At 67.7% G+C, this 17,018-nt stretch carries 15 protein-coding genes; 8 read left to right on the top strand and 7 right to left on the bottom strand.

Annotated features, from left to right (window positions below):
* Positions 1-5 precede the first annotated feature (5 nt).
* The 4 genes from C5B99_RS07915 to C5B99_RS07900 all read left to right on the top strand — a co-directional run bounded on the left by C5B99_RS07915 (position 6) and on the right by C5B99_RS07900 (position 2,706).
* Positions 6-1,217 carry a phosphoglycerate kinase gene (locus C5B99_RS07915; protein ID WP_104241220.1) on the top strand — a complete coding sequence of 404 codons (1,212 nt, stop codon included), beginning with the start codon at positions 6-8 and terminating at the stop codon, positions 1,215-1,217.
* Positions 1,211-1,999, top strand: a complete 789-nt coding sequence (tpiA, locus tag C5B99_RS07910) for a triose-phosphate isomerase (protein ID WP_104241219.1) — start codon at positions 1,211-1,213, stop codon at positions 1,997-1,999. The genes C5B99_RS07915 and tpiA overlap by 7 nt, the downstream gene beginning before the upstream one ends.
* A gap of 81 nt (positions 2,000-2,080) precedes the next feature.
* Positions 2,081-2,338 carry a preprotein translocase subunit SecG gene (gene secG / locus C5B99_RS07905; protein ID WP_104241218.1) on the top strand — a complete coding sequence of 86 codons (258 nt, stop codon included), beginning with the start codon at positions 2,081-2,083 and terminating at the stop codon, positions 2,336-2,338.
* Positions 2,338-2,706: an RNA polymerase-binding protein RbpA gene (locus tag C5B99_RS07900; protein WP_104241217.1), complete on the top strand. Its 369-nt coding sequence runs from the start codon at positions 2,338-2,340 to the stop codon at positions 2,704-2,706. The genes secG and C5B99_RS07900 overlap by 1 nt, the downstream gene beginning before the upstream one ends.
* Positions 2,707-2,799: 93 nt before the next feature.
* Here the strand turns inward: C5B99_RS07900 and pgl are convergent, their stop codons facing one another.
* The 6 genes from pgl to tkt form a co-directional block, all read right to left on the bottom strand.
* Positions 2,800-3,555 (bottom strand): 6-phosphogluconolactonase, encoded by a 756-nt coding sequence (pgl, locus tag C5B99_RS07895; RefSeq protein WP_104241216.1) that lies wholly within the window; start codon positions 3,553-3,555, stop codon positions 2,800-2,802.
* A complete protein-coding gene (locus C5B99_RS07890; protein ID WP_104241215.1) occupies positions 3,552-4,550 on the bottom strand; it encodes a glucose-6-phosphate dehydrogenase assembly protein OpcA in 999 nt (332 codons plus the stop codon). The genes pgl and C5B99_RS07890 overlap by 4 nt, the downstream gene beginning before the upstream one ends.
* Positions 4,547-6,088, bottom strand: a complete 1,542-nt coding sequence (zwf, locus tag C5B99_RS07885) for a glucose-6-phosphate dehydrogenase (protein WP_236558410.1) — start codon at positions 6,086-6,088, stop codon at positions 4,547-4,549. Before zwf ends, C5B99_RS07890 begins: the two co-directional genes overlap by 4 nt.
* A 105-nt stretch (positions 6,089-6,193) precedes the next feature.
* On the bottom strand, positions 6,194-7,780 hold the full coding sequence (locus tag C5B99_RS07880; protein ID WP_104241213.1) for a glucose-6-phosphate isomerase: 1,587 nt from the start codon (positions 7,778-7,780) through the stop codon (positions 6,194-6,196).
* Between the two features lie 9 nt (positions 7,781-7,789).
* Entirely contained in the window at positions 7,790-8,908 is a 1,119-nt protein-coding gene (gene tal, locus C5B99_RS07875) for a transaldolase (RefSeq protein WP_104241212.1), read from the bottom strand.
* Between the two features lie 77 nt (positions 8,909-8,985).
* On the bottom strand, positions 8,986-11,076 hold the full coding sequence (gene tkt / locus C5B99_RS07870) for a transketolase (protein WP_104241211.1): 2,091 nt from the start codon (positions 11,074-11,076) through the stop codon (positions 8,986-8,988).
* Between the two features lie 243 nt (positions 11,077-11,319).
* Between tkt and C5B99_RS07865 the strand changes: the two genes are divergently transcribed.
* Positions 11,320-12,222: a heme o synthase gene (locus C5B99_RS07865; protein ID WP_236558549.1), complete on the top strand. Its 903-nt coding sequence runs from the start codon at positions 11,320-11,322 to the stop codon at positions 12,220-12,222.
* 613 nt (positions 12,223-12,835) lie between these two features.
* Here the strand turns inward: C5B99_RS07865 and C5B99_RS07860 are convergent.
* The gene (locus C5B99_RS07860) at positions 12,836-13,801 is read right to left on the bottom strand and encodes a heme A synthase (RefSeq protein ID WP_104241209.1); all 966 of its coding nucleotides are present in this window, start codon (positions 13,799-13,801) and stop codon (positions 12,836-12,838) included.
* A 262-nt stretch (positions 13,802-14,063) separates the two neighbouring features.
* Here C5B99_RS07860 and sufB point away from each other — a divergent pair, with 262 nt between their 5' ends.
* The 3 genes from sufB to C5B99_RS07845 are packed head-to-tail and all read left to right on the top strand — an operon-like array spanning position 14,064 to position 17,017.
* Positions 14,064-15,482, top strand: a complete 1,419-nt coding sequence (gene sufB, locus C5B99_RS07855) for a Fe-S cluster assembly protein SufB (RefSeq protein WP_104242038.1) — start codon at positions 14,064-14,066, stop codon at positions 15,480-15,482.
* On the top strand, positions 15,483-16,688 hold the full coding sequence (sufD, locus tag C5B99_RS07850; protein ID WP_104241208.1) for a Fe-S cluster assembly protein SufD: 1,206 nt from the start codon (positions 15,483-15,485) through the stop codon (positions 16,686-16,688).
* Positions 16,685-17,017: a non-heme iron oxygenase ferredoxin subunit gene (locus C5B99_RS07845; protein WP_104241207.1), complete on the top strand. Its 333-nt coding sequence runs from the start codon at positions 16,685-16,687 to the stop codon at positions 17,015-17,017. The genes sufD and C5B99_RS07845 overlap by 4 nt, the downstream gene beginning before the upstream one ends.
* The last annotated feature ends 1 nt before the right edge of the window (position 17,018 follow it).

The raw sequence follows: 17,018 nt of genomic DNA, 5'->3' as shown, positions 1-17,018 counted from the left end.
CCAACATGGCGCTTCGCACAATCGAGACCCTTGGCTCCCTCACGGGAAAGAAGGTCATCGTTCGCTGCGACCTGAACGTGCCGCTCAAGGAGGGCGTGATCACCGACGATGGTCGGATTCGCGCCTCCCTCGGTACGCTCCGCCTCCTCCTCGACCAGGGTGCGCAGGTCATCGTGATCTCGCACCTTGGTCGGCCCAAGGGGGCACCAGAACCGCAGTACTCGCTCGCGCCGGCAGCTGCCAGGCTCGGCGAGCTGCTCGAGATCGATGCCCCGCTTGCAGCCGACACCGTCGGCGAGGATGCAGAACGCCGTGTTGCCGGGCTCGAGAACGGCCAGCTCGTCGTCCTCGAGAATCTGCGTTTCAACCCGGGGGAGACGAGCAAGGACGACGCTGAGCGCCGCGCCTTCGCAGAGCAGCTCGCGAACTTCGCGGACGCATTCGTCTCCGATGGCTTCGGGGTCGTGCATCGCAAGCAGGCTTCCGTCTACGACCTCCCACAGATCGTGCCGAGTGCCGCGGGACTCCTCGTGGCGAACGAGCTCGAGGTCCTCGAGCGGCTCACTTCCGCGGTCGAGCGCCCCTACGCGGTCGTGCTCGGCGGCTCGAAGGTGTCCGACAAGCTCGGCGTCATCGAGCACCTCCTGCCGAGGGTCGACTCGATCCTGATCGGCGGGGGAATGCTCTTCACGTTCCTCGCCGCTCGGGGACACAAGGTCGGCGCCTCCCTGCTCGAGGTCGACCAGCTCGACACTGTCCGTCGGTATCTGGCGGACGCCCAGGAGCGTGGCGTCTCGATCGTCCTCCCGACGGACATCGTGGTCGCCGCCTCGTTCTCGGCGGATGCCGATCACGAGGTCGTCCCCGCCGATGGCATCGAGGGCAGCGCATTCGGCGCAGACGGAATCGGGCTCGACATCGGCCCGGAGACGGCCACGGCATTCGCCGCGGCCATCCGCGAGTCGAGCACCGTGTTCTGGAACGGCCCCATGGGCGTGTTCGAGTTCCCCGCATTCGCGGAAGGCACTCGCACCGTCGCTGAGGCACTCACCAAGGTCGACGGCCTCTCGGTCGTTGGCGGCGGTGACTCCGCGGCAGCCGTGCGCACGCTCGGCTTCGCTGATGACGAATTTGGCCACATCTCTACTGGTGGTGGTGCGAGCCTCGAGTTCCTCGAAGGCAAGCAGCTGCCCGGATTGCAGGTTCTCGGATGGTAACGACTCGCACCCCGCTCATGGCGGGCAACTGGAAGATGAACCTGGACCACCTCCAGGCCATCGCGTTCACGCAGAAGCTCGCTTGGGCGCTGAAGGACGCGAAGCACGACTTCGACGACGTCGAGGTCGCTGTCTTCCCGCCCTACACCGACCTCCGAAGCGTCCAGACGCTCGTGGACGCCGACAAGCTGTCGCTCAGCTACGGTGCACAGGATGTCTCGGCGCACGACTCCGGTGCCTACACGGGGGAGATCTCGGGAGCTTTCCTGAGCGCTCTCGCCTGCAAGTACGTCATCATCGGTCACTCCGAGCGACGCACCCTGCACGCGGAGACCGATGAGGTCGTCGGCAGCAAGGTCAAGGCGGCGATCAAGCACGGTCTCGTGCCAGTCCTGTGCGTCGGCGAGACGTCCGAGGACCTCGAGAAGTTCGGCGCGAGTGCCGTTCCCGTGGCTCAGCTCAAGGCAGCGTTGGAGGGCGTCGAGGGAACACCTGACCTCGTCGTCGCCTACGAGCCGGTCTGGGCGATCGGTTCCGGCCAGGCGGCAACGCCCGAGCAGGCGCAGACCGTCGCGAACGCTCTTCGCGTCGCGCTCGAAGAGCTCCTGGGCGAGTCCGTGGCGTCAGCCACGCGCATCCTCTACGGCGGCTCGGTCAAGTCCGACAACATCGCCGGCTTCATGCGCGAGCCCGACGTCGACGGCGCACTCATCGGCGGCGCGAGCCTCAAGGTCGACGAGTTCAGCGCCATCGCGCGGTTCCGTCAGCACGTCGGTTCCTAGTCGCAAACGCGAACCATCTATACTCGGACGTGGCCTGTTCACTCAGGCCACGTCCGAGTCCGTTCATCTGAGAGGGATTCCGTGGATATTCTCCTCGTCATCCTGCAGGTCGTGCTGGCCATCACCAGCGTCCTGCTGATCCTGTTCATTCTGTTGCACCGCGGACGAGGCGGCGGACTCTCCGACATGTTCGGTGGCGGCATGGGCTCCAATCTGGGCGCTTCCGGCGTCGCGGAGAAGAACCTGAACCGCATCACGGTGACCCTCGCGGTCATCTGGCTGCTCGCTATCGTCGCTATGGGCATCATCACCCGCATTCAAACGGTTGTGGTGAGCTAATGGCCCAGGGGGGATCTGCGATCAGGGGATCGCGTGTCGGTGCCGGTCCTATGGGGGAGACAGATCACGGGGTGCACGCTGCGCGCGTGTCGATCTCGTACTGGGACGCGCACGGCAACGAGACCGTCAGGCACTACTCCGCGGAGATCGCGGAGGACGACATCCCCGATCTCATCGACTGCCCGATCTCCGGCCTTCCTGCCGGACGTGACCGGGAGAACCCGCCGGCAGCCGTAAAGGTCGCGCCGTACAAGACGCACCTGGCGTACGTCAAGGAACGACGCACGGCCGAGGAAGCGGAACGCCTCCTCGAGGAAGCCCTGTCGAAGCTGCGCGAGCGTCGCGGCAAGACGACTTCGAAGTCCTGAGCACCGCAGCTTCACACGGCTGAGCAACGAACAACGGCCCCGTCCGAGAGTCTCCTCTCGACCGGGGCCGTTGTTCGTGCGCCGAACTGGCGCCTAGCCGAGTGCCTCTGCGGCTGCGGCATCAAGCAGCAGCAGCGTCTCGAGGCGACCGGTCGCGGCGCCGAGTGGTGATTCCTTCGCGGTGACTCCCTCGGTGGCGGCGAGGCGAACGGCGTCTGCCTTCTCGGCACCGGTGACCACGGCCCAGACACGCGCGGATTCGCGGATGGCCGGGAGGGTGAGCGTCACCCGCTCGGGAGGCGGCTTCGGCGAGTCACGGATACTGTCGACAAGCGCCGAGGTCTCCTCGAGTCCCTCCGTTCCGGGGAAGAGCGACGCGGTGTGTCCGTCTCCGCCAGCACCGAGCAGCACGAGGTCGAGCGACGGGATGCCGCCGGGGACCCCGTCGGCCGGCGGGACGAGTGCACGCAGCTCAGCCTCGTAGGCTGCGGCGGCATCCTCGAGGGACTCTCCGCTGTCGCTCGCGAGCGTCGCGTGCAGGCGTGCCTGCTCGAAGCCGGCCGCACCCTTCAGCGCCTCGGCGACCGCGACGACGTTCCGCTCGTCGTGGCCCGTCGGAACGAATCGCTCGTCGGCGAACCAGACGTGCACGCGCGACCAGTCGAGGCCCGCGCGCTCCACCGCGGCGACGAAAGCGGGGAGCACTTTCGTCGCGACGGAGCCGCCGCTCACGGCGATGTGGAGCTCCGCCGTCGTGGAACCCAGCAGCCGCGCGAAGCGCTGCGCCGTGTGCTCGGCAACCGCCGAGACGGAGGGCTCGACGTGCCTGCTTCGAGCGGCCTGTGTCATGCCTGCACTCCCTCGTTCTCCGCCGATTCGTCCGTCGTGGAAGCGGTCTCTGCAACCGCGAGCTCCCGGGCTTCCGTCTCGGCGGCCTCGGCGAGCACCTCGCCGAAGACGCGGTCGGGACCGAGCGAGCGGAGCTCCTCTGCAAGGACATCCGGGAGGTCCCTCACGGGCATCGGGATCTTCTGCTCCGGCTGACCCGGCTGCGTGAGCACGACGGCGGAGTCACTGACCCGCTCGAACGTGACCACGCCGCTCGGGCGGGTGAGCTTGATCGCACGGAGCTGAGCTCGGCCGAGCTCTCGCTCCGTCGCCTGGGCGAGCCGGACCGGAACCTGCAGCGCCAGCTGCAGCCAGGCCGCCATCAGGAGGGTCGACGTGTGCGAGGGACGCCCGATGACCTCGACTTCCTGGATGGGCTCGTACGGGGGCTGGTCGAGCACCGCGGCGATCTGCGCGCGCCAGCTGGTGAGCCTGGTCCACGCGAGGTCGCTGTCGCCGTCGCAGAAGCCCTCTGCGAGCTTCGTGACGGTCTCACCGCCGTTGCTGGCGCTGCCGGAGTCGACGATGCGCAGCTGGGCGATGCGACCGAGCGACGAGGCGCTCGGGGCGCCGAGCGCGGAGTCGGGCCACCAGGCGACCACCGGGGCGTCCGGCAGAAGCAGTGCCTGCACCAGGGTCTCGGGATCGTCCGCCGCGGGTCCGGAGACGTGCAGCACGATGACCTCACTCGCCCCGGCGTCTCCGCCGACTCGGATCTCCGCGTCCATGTTGGAGGTCTTCGCGGTGCGGTCGACGACGTGGATGACGATGACGCGCATGGGGTGCTCGCCTGAGGCGGAGTTGGCTGCGGCGATCGCGGCCTCGCCTCGCCGCTCGCCGGTCGAGATGACGAGCGTGAGCACGCGCCCGAGCGCGACTGCTCCGCCTTCTTCTCGCATCGACACGAGCCGCTTCGAGACGGCTGAGGTCGTGGTGTTGCCGAGTTCGATGATCACGGGCGCCTCCAGGTGCGGCCATCGCGGGCGAGGAGGGCCGTGGCCGAGGCCGGACCCCAGCTGCCGGGTTTGTAGAGTTCGGGTTGTCCCTGCGTCGCCCAGTACTCCTCGACGGGGTCGAGGATCTTCCAGGAGAGCTCGACCTCCTCGTGGCGCGGGAAGAGGGGCGGGTCGCCGAGCAGCACGTCGAGGATGAGTCGCTCGTAGGCTTCCGGGCTCGACTCGGTGAACGCGTGGCCGTACCCGAAGTCCATGGTCACATCGCGGACGTGCATGCCGGACCCTGGAATCTTCGAGCCGAAGCGGATGGTGACGCCTTCGTCCGGCTGCACGCGGATCACGAGGGCATTCGGCCCGAGCGACGTCCGCTGCGCCTCCTCGAACAGGTACAGCGGACCCTGCTTGAAGGTGACGGCGATCTCCGTCACGCGGCGGCCAAGGCGCTTGCCCGTCCGAAGGTAGAACGGCACCCCGGCCCAGCGGCGGGAGTCGAGTTCCACGCGAAGGGCGGCGTAGGTCTCCGTGGTCGACTGCGGGTTCATGCCGTCTTCCTCGAGGAAGCCACGCACGAACTCGCCACCCTGCCATCCGGAGCCGTACTGGCCTCGGGCGGAGGCGAGCGACAGGTCGCGGGGGAGCCGGACCGCTGCGAGCGCCTTCTCCTTCTCCTGGCGGAGGTCCTTGGCGTTGAAGGAGAGCGGCTCTTCCATCGCGGTGAGCGCGAGCAGCTGCAGGAGGTGGTTCTGGATGACGTCGCGTGCGGCGCCCACTCCGTCGTAGTATCCGGCGCGACCGGACACGCCGATGTCCTCCGCCATGGTGATCTGCACGTGATCGACCGTGTTGGCGTTCCAGAGCGGCTCGAACATCGAGTTCGCGAAGCGCAGCGCGAGGATGTTCTGCACCGTCTCCTTGCCGAGGTAGTGGTCGATGCGGAAGATGGCGTCGCTCGAGAAGACCGACTCGACGATGCTGTTCAGCTCGCGAGCCGACGCGAGATCGTGCCCGAACGGCTTCTCGATGATGACTCGGCGCCAGGAATCCTCTCGCTCATCCGCGAGTCCCGAGCGTCGCAGCTGGGTCGTGACCTCGGGGAAGGATCGCGGCGGGATCGACAGGTAGAAGGCGTGGTTGCCTCGCGTGCCCTGGTCCTCGTCGAGCTCGTCGAGCACTGACTTCAGCGAGTCGAAGGACTCATCGTTGTCGAACTCACCCGAGACGAAGCGCATGCCCTTCGCGAGCTGCGTCCAGACCTCCTCGTTGAACGGGGTCCTCGCGTGCTGCTCGACGTTCTCCTTGACGAACGCACGGAACTCGTCGTCCGACCAGGGCCGGCGCGCGAAGCCGACGAGTCCGAACGAGGGGGAGAGGAGTCCGCGGTTGGCCAGGTCGTAGACCGCTGGCAGGAGCTTCTTGCGGGACAGGTCGCCCGTTACTCCGAAGATGACGAGGCTCGACGGTCCTGCGATGCGGCGGAGTCGCCCGTCGTCGATGGACCTGAGGGGGTTGTTGTCAGCGCTGATGTCGACTGGCGTCACAGCGTCGCCTCCTTTTTTGTGTAGGCACGAGTGTTCTGTTCTCCGGGGAGACCCGGAGACGGGGCGGGGACGCGAGGGGTCTCGCATCCCCGCCCCGATGATCGATCAGCGCGAGATGGCTCCGAGGAGCGCGTCGAGCCCGTGTCCGCCTTGTCCGAGGTCGATACGCAGGACTGGCTGCGAGTGCGACTCGAGCACGGAGGCGTCGCCGGCAGCCTGCGCGGAGATGAGCGTCCCGAAGGTGAAGGGGCGCTCTGGGATCTCCAGGTCCTGCGGCTCAGCCGAGGTGATCTGGAGGAACGCCCCGACCTTCGGGCCGCCCTTGTGGAACTGGCCGGTGGAGTGCAGGAAGCGAGGGCCCCAGCCAAAGGTCACGGGGCGGCCTGAACGCTGCGCGAGCTCGTCCCGGAGCGCCTCGAGTGCCCCGAAGCGGTTCCGGTCGACGTAGGCCTGAACCGACAGGTAGCCGTCCGACGGGATGAGCTCCACGAGGGCGTCGATGGCGCCGCTCAGCGTGCTCTGCCCCTCGACGACGGACTGGGTGCCGCGCACCTCGACGCCGTCGACCGCGAAGGCCGCCGGAGTCGGCTCCGGTGTCGCCTCGAGCAGACCGCGTGCTGCGACCTTGGCCGATTCGACATCGGGCTGGTCGTACGGGTTGATGCCGATGACGGCTCCCGCGACGGCGACTGCCGTCTCCCACAGGACGAACTGGCCGCCGAGGGTGCCGGAGACGGCGATGTCGTCGCCGCCAGCCGGGGTCGCCTCGGCGTCGCCGACGACCCGAACGAGCTGCAGGTCAGCGGGGCGCGCGGCGACTTCCGGAGCGCGGGAGGTGAGGACCACGGGGAGGATCCCGAGGTCGTCTTTCCCCGTCGACTCGGCGATGAGCTGCTCGACCCAGTCGCCGAAGCCGACGATGGACGTGCCGTCGTCGAGGACGCCGAGGAATCGCTTGGCGGCGATCGCCGCGCCGAGGACGAGCGCGGGGTTGTTCTCGTCGTCGACCGAGACGACGGTTGCCGCGACGCCTGCGTCGTCCAGGAGGCCGGCGATGTCGACGCCCGCGAGCCCGGAGGGGACCAGGCCGAACGCGGTGAGTGCCGAGAAGCGGCCACCGACGTGAGGGTCGGCCAGGAACACCCGGTAGCCGGCCTCACGCGAGGCGGCCTCCATGGGCGAGCCCGGGTCGGTCACGATCACGATGCGGCTGGCCGGGTCGATGCCCGCCGCCTCGAAGGCGTGGGCGAACGTCCGGCGCTGCGAGTCGGTCTCGACCGTCGAGCCGGACTTCGAGGAGACGATGATGGCCGTCTTCTCGAGGCTCTCCTCGACGGCGGCCCGGACCTGAGCCGGGTCGGTCGAATCGAGGACCACGAGCTCGACGCCGGCGGTGCGCGTGATGACCTCCGGAGCGAGCGACGATCCGCCCATTCCGCAGAGCACGAACCGCGTCACGCCGGCATCCGCGAACTCGGCCTTGAGAGCCAGGATGCCCTCCACGAGGTCGCGGGAGACCTCGTGCGCGCGAGTCCAGCCGAGTCGAATCGCGGATTCGGCCTCAGCAGCGGCTCCCCACAGGGTCGCGTCCTGCGCGAACAGGCGGGAGGCGAAGTGATCGCCGACGAGGGCGCCGACCTTCTCGGCGGCGGCAGCGGAGGCCGCGCCCGAGGTGCTGACCTTGATGCCCACGGCCCGGACCTACGCCTTCGCCGCTGCAGCCTGGAGCTGCGAGTCGACGGTTGCCTTGAGCTCCTGCCAGGAGACGATGAACTTGTCGACGCCCTCGGTCTCGAGCTGCTCGGTCACCTCGACGTAGCTCACGCCGATCGCCTCGAGCGCGTCCAGCGTCGTGTTCGCGGCGTGCGCGGTGCCGGCGACGGTGTCACCGGTGATGACGCCGTGGTCGGCGACAGCCTCGAGGGTCTTCTCCGGCATGGTGTTGACGGTGTCGGCCGCGACGAGCTCCGTGACGTAGAGGGTGTCGGGCAGCGCGGGGTCCTTGACACCGGTGGAGGCCCAGAGCGGGCGCTGCTTGTGCGCACCTTCCTCGAGCAGGAGCTTCGCGCGCTCGCTCGAGAATTCCTCCTCGAAGGCCGCGTAGGCGAGGCGAGCGTTCGCAAGAGCCGCGAGGCTCTTGAGCGCGATCGCGTCGTCGGTGCCGATCGCGACGAGACGCTTGTCGATCTCGGCGTCGACACGCGACACGAAGAAGGAGGCGACGGAACGGATCGTCGACAGGTCGTGTCCACGCTCACGCGCCTGCTCGAGCCCGGAGAGGTACGCGTTGACGACCTCCCGGTACCGGCTCAGGCTGAAGATGAGGGTGACGTTGACGCTGATGCCCGAGGCGATGACCTCGGTGATCGCGGGGAGGCCCTCGACGGTGGCCGGGATCTTGATCATGGCGTTCTTGCGGTCGACCGTGGCCCAGAGTCGCTTGGCCTCGTCGATGGTCGCGTCGGTGTCGCGAGCGAGCTCGGGGGAGACCTCGATCGAGACGCGCCCGTCGAGTCCGTTGCTCGCCTCGTAGATCGGCAGGAAGAGGTCGCAGGCCGAGCGCACATCGTCGGTCGTGATGTCGAAGATCGCCTCGTCGACGCTGGCACCGCGGACCTGGAGCTCGGCGACCTGCGCGTCGTATGCCTCGCCCTTGCTGAGCGCGCCGGCGAAGATCGTCGGGTTCGTGGTCACGCCGACGATGCCCCGCTCGGCGATGAGGCGCTCGAGGGCGCCCGACTCGAGGCTGGAGCGGGAGAGGTCGTCGAGCCAGATGCTGACGCCGGCCTCGGCGAGTGCTGCTGTTGGTGTTGAAGTCATTGCTGGTGTTCCTTCGCGTTGCTGGTGAAGAAGTGCTGGGTACCGCTGCATGGGCGAACGGTGCCGCCCGTGGACGGCTAGCGCGCGAGCGACTCGAGCGCCGCGTCGACGACGGCGTCCGCCGTGATGCCGTAGGCCTTGTAGAGCTCGGGCTGGTCAGCGGATGCGCCGAACGTCTCGATGGAGACGCTGCGGCCCTTGGGGCCGACGAACTGGAGCCAGGGGAGCGCGAGGCCGGCTTCGATGCTCACGCGAGCCTCGACGGCCGACGGCAGCACGTGCTCCCGGTAGGCGTCGTCCTGCTCGGCGAACCACTCGAAGCTCGGGACGGACACGACTCGCGTCGGGTGTCCCTGAGCCTGCAGGGTCTCGCGGGCCTCGAGTGCGTACTGCACCTCGGAACCGGTGGCGAGCACGATGACCTCAGGCGCTCCGCCGGCAGCCTCCGCGAGCACGTAGGCGCCGCGCTTCGTGCCAGCAGCCGAGCCGAACTCCTGCTCGTTGGCGTCGCCGGAACCGCGTGCGATGACGGGGAGGTCCTGACGCGAGAGGATGAGGCCGGTCGGGCCGCCTCGACGGCTCACGACCTCGAGCCAGGCGGCAGCCGTCTCCGGGCCGTCGGCTGGGCGAACGACCGCGAGGTTCGGGATCGCGCGGAGCGCGGTCAGCGACTCCACAGGCTGGTGCGTCGGCCCGTCGCCGCCGAGGGCGATCGAGTCGTGCGTCCAGACGAAGATCGACGGGATGTTCATGAGCGCGGCGAGACGCACCGAGGGGCGCATGTAGTCGCTGAACATGAGGAAGGTGCCGCCGAAGGCGCGCGTCTTGCCGTGCAGGGTGATCCCGTTGAGGATCGCGCCCATGGCGTGCTCGCGGATGCCGAAGTGCAGCACGCGGCCGTACGGGTTGCCCGTCCAGCTGGACGTCGAGAACTTCTCGGGGATGAACGACGCGGCCTTGCTGATGGTCGTGTTGTTCGAGCCGGCGAGGTCGGCGGAGCCACCCCACAGCTCCGGCAGGTGTGCCGCAAGCGCGTTGATCGCCTCACCGGAGGCCTTGCGGGTCGAGACCTTGGCGACGCCCGCGAAGTCGGGGAGCGCATCCGCGATGCCCTCTGGCAGCTCATCGGCCTCGAGGCGCTCGAGGAGCTGCGCGCGCTCCGGGTTGGCGCTCTTCCAAGCGTCGAAGCTCTGCTGCCACTCCGCGCGAACGGGCGCGACGCGGTCGGCGAGACCGCGGGTGTAGGCCAGCACGTCGTCGGCGACCTCGAAGCTCTGCTTCGGGTCGAACCCGACGAGGCTCTTGACGGCCTCGAGCTCGGTCTCCCCGAGCGCGGAGCCGTGGATGCCGCCCGTGTTCTGCTTGGTCGGGCTCGGCCAGCCGATGATGGTCCGGAGCACGATGATCGAGGGGCGGCCCGTCTCGGCCTGCGCCGCGAGCGTCGCGTCGTGGAGAGCCGCGAGGTCCTCGTGGTACTGCTCTCCAGCGGTCCAGTCGACCGTCTGCACGTGCCAGCCGTAGGCCTCGTAGCGCTTCGCGACGTCCTCGGTGAAGGCGATGTCGGTGTCGTCCTCGATGGAGATCTGGTTCGCGTCGTAGAACACGATGAGGTTGCCGAGCTCCTGGTGTCCGGCAAGCGAGGATGCCTCGCTCGTGACACCTTCCTGGAGGTCGCCGTCGCTGGCGATGACGTAGACGCGGTGATCGAACGGGCTCTCGCCGACCGCGGTCTCTGGGTCGAACAGGCCGCGCTCGAAGCGCTGCGCGTAGGCGAACCCGACGGCGGACGCGAGTCCCTGGCCGAGCGGGCCGGTCGTCATCTCGACGTGGTCGGTGTGCCCGAACTCGGGGTGCCCAGGTGTCTTCGAGCCGAACTGGCGAAGCTGCTTGAGGTCATCGAGCTCGAGGCCGAAGCCGCCCAGGTACAGCTGGCAGTACTGCGTCAGCGAGGAGTGCCCTGCGGACAGGATGAAGCGGTCTCGACCGATCCAGTGCGGGTCCTTCGGATCGACCCGCATCACGTGCTGGTAGAGCAGCGTCGCGAGGGGAGCAAGGCTCATCGCCGTGCCGGGGTGTCCACCCTTCGCCTTCTCAACTGCGTCTGCCGCCAAGATCCTTGCTGTGTCGACTGCACGTCGATCGAGCTCGGACCACTCAAAATTCGTCACACTGCGTCCCGTCGTCGTTGGGAAAGGGCCGCCTCACAGCTTATCGCCACGACGGGTCCGCGCGGGGGGAACGTCGTTCAGTTCCCGGTCATGTTTCTCCGTGCGACGAGCCTCACAGCGCTTTCAGCCGGGTGTGAGGCTGGCCGCACCCAGGAAACGGGACGGCTTCTGGGCAAGAGCAGATAGAATTGCCAGCAGATTTCGAGCGAAGAGGAATTGGTGGCTTTGTCTGTCGATGAACTAGTGGCCGTGGCACCCCCGGAGCGGAAGCCTTTCGGGCGCAAGGTACGGGCCTACGTGGCGCTGACGAAACCTCGAATCATCGAGCTGCTCCTCATCACGACGGTCCCGACGATGTTCCTCGCCCACGGTGGCGTCCCGAACCTGTGGCTCGTCCTCGGCGTGGTCCTCGGCGGAGCGATGTCCGCGGGCAGCGCGAGCGCCTTCAACTGCTACATCGACCGCGATATCGACCGCCTGATGAAGCGCACCGCCAAGCGTCCGCTCGTCACGGGCGAGCTCTCAGACCGAGAGGCTCTCGTCTTCTCGTTCGCCCTCGGCATCCTGTCGATCGTCGTGCTCTGGCTCGTCGCGAACCCGCTGACTGCAGCACTCTCGCTCGGCGCGATCCTGCTCTACGTCGTCTTCTACACGATCGTGCTCAAGCGCCGCACGGAGCAGAACATCATCTGGGGTGGCGTGGCCGGCTGCATGCCCGTCCTCATCGGCTGGGCCGGCGTCACCAACTCGCTCAGCTGGGCGCCGTTCGTGCTCTTCGCGATCATCTTCCTGTGGACTCCGGCCCACTACTGGCCGCTCTCGGTGAAGTACCGAGACGACTACGCCAAGGCGAGCGTGCCGATGCTGTCCGTCACGGAGGGCGAGCTCTCGGTCTCGCTGCAGACCGTCCTCTACGCGTGGGCGACGGTCATCTGCTCGCTCCTGCTCGTGCCGGTCGCGGGGATGGGCTGGCTCTACACCTCGGTCGCGCTGCTGTCGGGCGGCTGGTTCCTCTACGAGGCTCACGTGCTCTACTACCGCACGATCACCGGCAAGGGCGGCAAGCCCATGAAGGTCTTCCACCTGTCGATCACGTACCTGACGCTCGTCTTCGTCGCGGTCGGCATCGACCCGCTGATCTCCTAGATCACGGTTGGCCGCGAGGTCAACACCCAGCCCGAGGTCAACACTCAGATCGCTCGCGACCGCGTGCGATCGCGCAGGAAGCGACCACGGCGAGCGGGCCGGGTTCTCGCGGTGGTCGCAACACCGTGGTGCATCAGATCGGTTCCAGCAGGTGCCCGGCTTGGAGTCTTCCCACCGCCGGTGGGAACTGGTCACCCTCGCTCCTCGTCCAACGAGCCTCGCCCTCGCCCCACCCCTCTTCAGGCACCTGCGCCTCCCCGCCCTACCGCCCTACCGCCCTTCATCCGCTCGCCCAAAGCTGAGTTGTGGTCGTGAAGACTCGCTCCAAGCAACCACAACTCAGCTCTCGGCGGACTGCTGGGGCGCGGGCCGGGGCGCGGGCGCGAGGTGCGGGCGCGGGCGCGGGCGCAGGGTTGTGGCCAGGTGTTGTTGCCACTTGCCCCGACCGCGTTTCGCCACAACTCTGCGCGCACCCGCCGGGTTTGGAGGCGCGCCCGCGGGGTGAGCTGGGCGGCGCGGCGGGCAGCTTGCGGGCGGCGGGGACATGCAGCGGGGACATGCAGCGGCCCCGGCGAGCCGTGCTCGCCGGGGCCGCTGCATCAGCCGATCCCGATCAGACGCGCGCTGGGCGTCCTTCGCGACGGATGGTGGCGACGGCGGTCGTGGCGACGGCGATGGTCGTGACCGAGAGCACCATATGGACGATGACGAGCGTGATGGGAAGTCCGGTGCGCGCCTGCCAGATGCCGACGGCCGCTTGCGCGACGATGAGGCACAGCAGGCCGATCGAGACTCGCCGCGTCGCCGCGAAGCCCCGAACCGAGGCGACCACGACGAAGATGAGCGAGCAGGCGAGCAGGATGTAGGCCGGCCAGGAGTGCACGTGCTGCATGATGACCGGATCGAGGCCGTTCCGCGAGGCGGCCGAGTCTCCGGCGTGGGGCCCAGAGCCAGTCGTGAGTGCGCCGACGAAGACCGTCACCCACACCCACACGTTGACGACGACGCTGATCGTGAGCACGAGGCCGGCGCGGCTGACATCGAGCCGGGTCCCCACCTCGGGGACGGGCTCGCCGCTTCGCACGCGGAACAGCAGCACCGCTGCGATGGCGCAGATGAGGCCGGAGATGAGGAAGTGGAGGCCGACGATGTCGGGGTTGAGCCCCGTGAGCACCGTGATGCCGCCCACGATCGCCTGCAGGATGATGAGGAGACCGATCGAGAACGCGGGGACGGCGAGGCGCATGCCGCGGGGGCGCACGCGCAGCACGGCGAGGAACAGCAGCAGGGCGATGATGCAGAGGATGCCCGTCAGCAGGCGGTTGCCGAACTCGATGACGCCGTGGATGCCCATCTCGGGCGTGTTGATGAGCGACCCCTCCGTGCAGTACGGCCAGGTCGGGCAGCCGAGGCCGGAGCCGGTGAGTCGCACGAGTCCGCCCGTGCCGACGATGGCGATGTTCGCGACCAGGCTCGCCCACGCCAGGAAGCGCGTGTACCGGGTGATGCTGGTCGGCAGCAATCGCGCGCGGAGGTCATCCGCTCGTGAGGGACGGACGGGAGCGACTTGCGCGGTCACGAGTTCCTTTCAGACGCCTGGCATGTCTGGCGTAGGATAGAAGTTGTTGTCTTCGCTCGGGACGTGCGCCCGAATCGCGGCGCAGGGAACAATGGAGGCCCCTCGCGGGTTCCATTCTACGAGAGGTAGACGCACGCCGTCTGCCCGAGCGACCGCGGGCCCACCGGCCGAAGACCCCACACGCGAGACGATCGACGGCGACAGGCCCCAGAAGCAGCCGCGTGTGGAGAACGACTTCAGAGATGAGAGAGACGAGGCAGACATGTCAGATGTCCTGATCGATCGCCCAGAACTCGAGGGCCTCGGCCGCTATGAGTTCGGCTGGTCCGACTCCGATGTTGCGGGATCGTCCGCGAAGCGAGGCATCAGCGATGCCGTCGTCGCCGACATCTCGCAGCTGAAAGACGAACCCGAGTGGATGCTGAAGACGCGTCTCAAGGGCTACAAGATGTTCGAGCGCAAGCCGATGCCGAACTGGGGAGCTGACCTCTCCGGCATCGACTTCGACAACATCAAGTACTTCGTGCGCTCGACGGAGAAGCAGGCGCAGACCTGGGAAGACCTCCCGGACGACATCAAGAACACGTACGAGAAGCTCGGCATCCCCGACGCAGAGCGCCAGCGCCTCGTCGCGGGCGTCGCCGCGCAGTACGAGTCCGAGGTCGTGTACCACCAGATCAACGAGGAGCTCGAGAAGCAGGGTGTCATCTTCATGGACACCGACACGGCGCTTCGCGAGCACCCGGAGTTCTTCGAGGAGTACTTCGGCACCGTCATCCCCTCTGGCGACAACAAGTTCGCCGCGCTCAACACCGCCGTGTGGTCGGGTGGCTCCTTCGTGTACGTCCCCAAGGGCGTCCACGTCGAGATCCCGCTGCAGGCCTACTTCCGCATCAACACGGAGAACATGGGCCAGTTCGAGCGGACGCTCATCATCGCCGACGAGGGCAGCTACGTGCACTACATCGAGGGCTGCACGGCTCCCATCTACAAGTCCGACTCGCTGCACTCCGCGGTCGTCGAGATCATCGTCAAGAAGAACGCGCGAGTTCGCTACACGACCATCCAGAACTGGTCGAACAACGTCTACAACCTCGTCACGAAGCGCGCGATCGCCGAAGAGGGAGCCACCATGGAGTGGGTCGACGGCAACATCGGGTCCAAGGTCACGATGAAGTACCCGTCGATCTACCTCGTCGGCGAGCACGCCAAGGGCGAGACCATGTCCGTCGCGTTCGCAGGTCCCGGCCAGCACCAGGATGCCGGCGCGAAGATGATCCACATGGCGCCGTACACGCAGTCGTCGATCACGTCGAAGTCCATCGCGAGGGGCGGCGGTCGAGCCGGCTACCGCGGCGAGGTGCGCATCGACGCGAAGGCGCACCATTCCTCGAACAGCGTCGTCTGCGACGCGCTGCTCGTCGACACGCAGTCGCGCTCCGACACGTACCCCGCGATCGACATCCGCGTCGACGACGTGCAGCTCGGCCACGAGGCGACGGTCACGAAGGTGTCCGAGGAGCAGCTGTTCTACCTCATGAGCCGCGGCCTCCCCGAGACCGAGGCGATGGCCATGATCGTGCGCGGCTTCATCGAGCCCATCGCGCGCGAGCTGCCGATGGAGTACGCGCTGGAACTCAACAAGCTCATCGAGATGAGCATGGAAGGATCGGTCGGCTAGATGACGACGCAGGTGACGAGCGAGCAGATCAACCCGCTCGGTCTCAACAAGCACAGCCACGGGCCTGGGTCCGAGGTGCCGGTGCAGACGAGGTCGGAGCGGTTCACCTCCTTCGACTTCGCCGACTTCGCACCGCTGAGTGGTCGCGAGATCGAGTGGAAGTACACCCCCGTCGCGAAGCTCGATGGTCTCATCAACGGCGAGCTCACGGGCTCACGTTCCGAGCTCGAGTTCTCGGAGACCGAGGGGGTCGCAGTCAGCTGGATCCCTCGCTCGGATGCGCGGATCGGATCCGCGGGCAAGCCGGAGGACCGCGCCTCGGCGAACGCCTGGTCGAACTTCGAGGAGGCGCTGCTCGTCGAGGTCTCCGGTGAAGACGACAAGCAGTTCGTCCTGGACCGCAAGGGCTTCGGCAGTGCTGCTGTCGCCGCCCACGTCGTGGTCGACATCAAGCCGCACGCTAGGGGCCTCATCATCCTGCGCCACACCGGCGCGGCGACGGTCGCGGAGAACGTGGAGATCCTAGTCGGCGACGGGGCGAACGTCACGGTCGTCTCCATGCAGGAGTGGGAGGACTCGGCGCAGCACCTCTCGTCGCACTTCCTGTCTGTCGGGCGCGACGCCTTCATCAAGCACATCGTGGTCTCGCTCGGCGGCGGCATCGTCCGCCTCAACCCGACGCTGCAGCTCAACGCGCAGGGCGCTGACGGCGAACTGTACGGCCTCTACTACTCGGACGCGGGCCAGCATCTCGAGCACCAGGTGTTCGTCGACCACAACGCGCCGCACACGCGCAGCCGCGTCAACTACAAGGGCGCACTGCAGGGCGAAGGCGCGCGTGCCGTGTGGATCGGCGACGTCCTCATCCGCCGGAACGCACCGGGCACCGACTCCTACGAGCAGAACCGCAACCTCGTCCTCTCCGAGGGCACACGCGCCGACTCGGTCCCGAACCTCGAGATCGAGACAGGCGACATCGAGGGCGCCGGCCACGCTTCGGCTACCGGACGCTTCGACGACGAGCAGCTCTTCTACCTGATGAGCCGAGGCGTCTCCGAAGCCATGAGCCGCCGCCTCGTGGTCCACGGCTTCCTCAACGAGATCGTCCAGCAGATCGGCAACGAGGAGATCGCCACCCACCTGCGGGATGCGCTCGAACGCGAGCTCAACGAGGGCGCAAGCCCCCTGCTCGTCGCCGAGCGATGACCTCGGTGCGTCTCTGCGCGGCAGATGACGTGAAGGTCGAGTCGCCGCAGCGCTTCGAGATCGAGGGCCAGGCCATCTGCCTGGTCCGAGACTCGGCCGGTGAGCTCTTCGCTCTCGGCGATCGGTGCTCGCACGGAGACATCTCGCTCGCCGAGGGCTTCGTGGAGGACGACTCGATCGAGTGCTGGGCGCACGGCTCCCAGTTCTCGCTCAGGACCGGCTGGCCACGCACCCTCCCCGCCTACGAACCAGTGCCCGTGTACCGCATCCAGGTGCAAGCGGGCGACATCTACATCGACCCCACTCCAATCTTCGAGGAGAAGAGCTAGC

The sequence above is a fragment of the Pseudoclavibacter sp. Z016 genome (genome assembly GCF_002931215.1).
In the GTDB taxonomy this organism is placed as follows: Bacteria; Actinomycetota; Actinomycetes; order Actinomycetales; family Microbacteriaceae; genus Pseudoclavibacter.
This window is presented reverse-complemented; position numbering and strand designations above follow the sequence as displayed.